The 3,755-nt window shown below is 75.1% G+C and carries 1 protein-coding gene and 1 pseudogene; both read left to right on the forward strand.

From position 1 onward, the window contains the following. The coding region (locus PV350_RS45450) for an FtsX-like permease family protein (RefSeq protein WP_500339173.1) at positions 1 to 2,137 on the forward strand (2,137 nt) is incomplete at its 5' end. A 1-nt stretch (position 2,138) separates the two neighbouring features. Then, a pseudogene (locus PV350_RS45455) lies at positions 2,139 to 3,755 on the forward strand (ABC transporter permease); the annotation flags it as partial.

Below are 3,755 nucleotides of genomic sequence, written 5' to 3' on the forward strand. Positions count from 1 at the left end.
GCTCGCCTGCGGCGTCGCCGTGGCCTCGCCGGCGCTGCGCCGCACGGGCACCTACTCCATCGAGCGGCAGGCACGGACCCGCAAGGGCGCACTGCCGGGCGCCGTGCAGGCGGGCACCGACCTCGCGCTACTGCTCGTGGCGGGACTGGGCTACTGGCAGCTGTCCCGGCGTGGCGGCGGGTCCGGCGCGCTGACGACGGACACCACAGGCGGGCTGGGGGTGGACCCGGTGCTGGTGGTGGCGCCCGCGTTGTGCCTGCTGGCGGGCGCGGTGCTCGCGCTGCGTCTGCTGCCGCCGGCCGCCCGCCTCGGGGAGCGGCTGGCCGCCCGGTCGCCCGGCCTGCCCACGGCGCTGGCCGGCTGGCAGCTGGCCCGGCGGACCGGCCGCGGCGCGGGCCCCGCCCTGCTGCTGGTCTTCGCGGTGTCGATCAGCATGTTCGCGATCGGCGAGAACGCCACGTGGGAGCGGTCCCAGAGCGACCAGGCGGACTTCTTGGTGGGAGCCGACGTCCGCGTGACCGGCACTTCGACACCGCCGTTCGGACAGGGCGGCGTCTACGACCACATACCCGGGATCGCCGCGGTGACCCCGGCGAGCCGCAGCACGGTGCCGCTGCCCAGGAACCGCGAGGCGACGGTGCTGACGATGGACACCACCACCGCCTCCCGGGTGACCGGCCTGCGCGACGACCTCACCGACCGGCCGTTCCGGCAGGTCCTCCGCTCCCTGCGACCTCAGGACACCGCCTCGCGGGACAGCGGGTTCACCCTGCCCCGTGACACCGCGCGCCTTCTCCTGACCGTCCGCACGCAAGCCTCGGACACCGGCGGCCGACCGATTGCGAGCGACGTCACCACCCGCCTTTCGGCGACATTCGTGGACCGCTTCGGCGTCCCCTACACCATCGCCCTGGGCAAGGTCCCCTCCGACGGCGGACGGCACGTCGTGGTGGCGGACTTCGGCGCCGAGGCGGGCCGGGCCCCCGGGGCCGGCCCGGCCGGGCCGCTGCGCCTGACCAGGATCAAGGCCGACTACACCCTGCCGCAGCGGACCGAGCACCACCGGCTCTCCGTCACCGCCCTGCGGTCGGAGTCCGGCGACGGCACCACGCGGACCGTCCGGGTTCCGGAGGGCTCGTCGTGGCAGGCGCGCGCCGTCATGGGCAACCCCGACTACATGAACTACGACGGCTACGTCGCCGTCTGGACGGACGCCCCGGACTCCAGCGGGCGGACGCCGCTCGCCGTCGAGTTCGACACAGGGGAGATGCCCCTCGGGGCGGCCTGGCAGAGCGGCTATGACACGGCATCCGTAACCCTCAGCTCCGAGCCCAAGACCCCGGCCGCGCTGTCGGCGGTCGCCACGGACACCTTCCTGCGTGCGGTCGGCGCTAAGGTCGGGGACTCGGTGCGGATCCCCGTGGCCGGCGTCACCGTGCCGGTCCGCGTCTCCGCCGCCGTGCGCGCCCTGCCCACCGTCGTGCCCAGGACCGACGGCACCGACGGCGGGGCGCTGCTGCTGGACCTGCGCTCCGTCAACACCCTGTTGAACGGGACCGACCAGGGCTCCCTGGCACCCGGCGAGTGGTGGCTGGCGGCCGAGCCCGGCGCGACCGCTCGCCTCGCCTCGGCACTGCAGGCCCGCGGTGACATCACCTCGCTCCTGGTCCGCGACGAGCAGCGCACCGAACTCCAACGCGATCCGCTCGGCGCCGGGCCGCTGTCCGCGCTGCCCGCCGCCGTGGTGACCGCCGTGGTGCTGGCCGCGCTCGGCTACAGCGTGGCGGCGGCCGGAGCGCTGCGCGAACGCTCCCAGGAGTTCGCGATGCTACGGGCGCTGGGCACCCCGCGCCGCTGGCTCGCCCGGGTGATCGCCGCCGAACAGGGCCTGGTCATCCTGGTCGCGGTGGGCGTCGGCGCCCTACTCGGCGGACTGCTGACCCGCCTGGTCGTCCCCTTGATCATCCTGACGGCTGACGCGGAGAGCCCGGTCCCCGACGTGCGGATACATCTGCCGTCCGGCCTGCTCGCCGTGCTGCTGATCACCGTCACCGCACTGCCCCTGCTCGGCGTCATGCTGACGGCGTGGCGGTCCGCCGACCCGGCCCAGGCGCTGCGGCGCCAAGGAGGTGAATGACGTGGCCGAGCCCCGTTCCCCGCGCAGCGGTGACGTCTCCTGGATCCGCGCCCGGCTGCGCGCCGCCCCCGGCGGGACGCTGGCACTCGCCGCGCTGGTGTTCGTCACGGCGTTCCTGGCGGCCGCGCTGCCGCGGGCCGTCGACGGCTACGAGGACACCGCGCTGCGCGACGTGGTGTCACATGCGTCGCTGCCGGGCCGTAGCGTCACCATGTCGCTCCCGGTGTCACGGCTGTCCGCCCCCCTCAACGCAGAGGGGTTGCTCACGCCCCCGTCGCTGGAGGAGACCGAGGCCCGGTTCCAGCGCCTCGTGAAGCCTCCGGTGACGCTCGAACGCGACCGGACCGTGTACGGGGTGCACTCCGCCGACACGGGCGTCACCGACCCTGGGCTGCCCCGGCCTTCGGGCCTCGATCCGGAGAGCGCCCTGGTGGCCCAGCCGGACCTGGCGGCGAACACCCGGCTCCTCGAGGGGCGTCTGCCGCACCCGGGTACCGACCCCCGCAGCGTCGAAGCGGTGATCACCGACCGCACCGCCAAGGTGACGAAACTGCGCACCGGTTCGGCCTTCCACCTCCAGGACGCGGTCGGATCCGTCGTGACCGTCCGGGTCACCGGTATCGTCACGCCGCGCTCACCTGGCGCCGCCTGGTGGAACGCGGAGTCCGACCTGCGCAGGCCCAGCCTGCGCTCGCTGCCCGTCCCGGGTGGCGACCCCGTCAGCTACTGGCACTTCGCCGCGCTCATCGACCCGGGGGCCACGGCCGTCCTGCTCAGCCTTCAGGACGGCGCGCTGGCCTACTGGCACCACCCCGCCGACGTCGACGCTCTCACCGCGCACGACGTCCCGGCCCTGAGCGACCGGATGGCCGCGCTGATCTCGGGACCGGACGGGGCACATCTGCAGGCCAAGCAGCGTGGTCTCCACGTCGAGGAGCAGGGGCTGGGCGAACTTCTGGGCCCCTTCGTCGCGGAGCGTACGGCTGCGCAGCCGCTGGTCCTGGTCGCCGCTGTGGGTGTGGGTACCGTCGGCGCCGTCGTGCTGCTGATGGCGGCGGGTCTGTCGGCGGCCCGGCGCAGGGCCGAGTTCACCTTGCTGCGGGCTCGTGGCATCAGCATGGGCGCGCTCACCGGCCGGCTGCTGGCGGAGGGCGCGGTGGTGGCGGTGCCGTCCGCGGCGGCGGGTCTGGCCGTGGCGCTGCTCCTGCTGCCGGCCGAACGTGCCGCGCTCGCTGTGTGGTCGGCCACCGCCGTGGCGGTCCTGGCCACGGTCAGTCTGCCGCTGCGGGCGGCTGCGACGGCTCGCCGGCCGCGCCCCGAGCAGCGTGAGGACCTCGTCGCGGCACGGCCGTCGCGGCGCCGCACGGTGGCCGAACTGGCGATGCTGGTCGTCGTCGCCGGCGCCGTGGTCGCGCTGCGGCAGCGCGGTACGGCCGACGGCGGTGCGGACGTGCTGACCGCCGCGGCCCCGGTGCTGCTCGCGATGGTCGCCGCGCTGGTGCTGCTGCGGCTGTACCCCTGGCCGGTACGGCTGCTGGCGCGGCCCTTCGCACGGCTCAACGGAGCCGTGCTGCACCTGGGCCTGGCCCGCGCCGGACGCGCCCCCTCCACCACCGCG

The sequence above is a fragment of the Streptomyces sp. PA03-6a genome (assembly GCF_033792765.1).
In the GTDB taxonomy this organism is placed as follows: domain Bacteria; phylum Actinomycetota; class Actinomycetes; order Streptomycetales; family Streptomycetaceae; genus Actinacidiphila.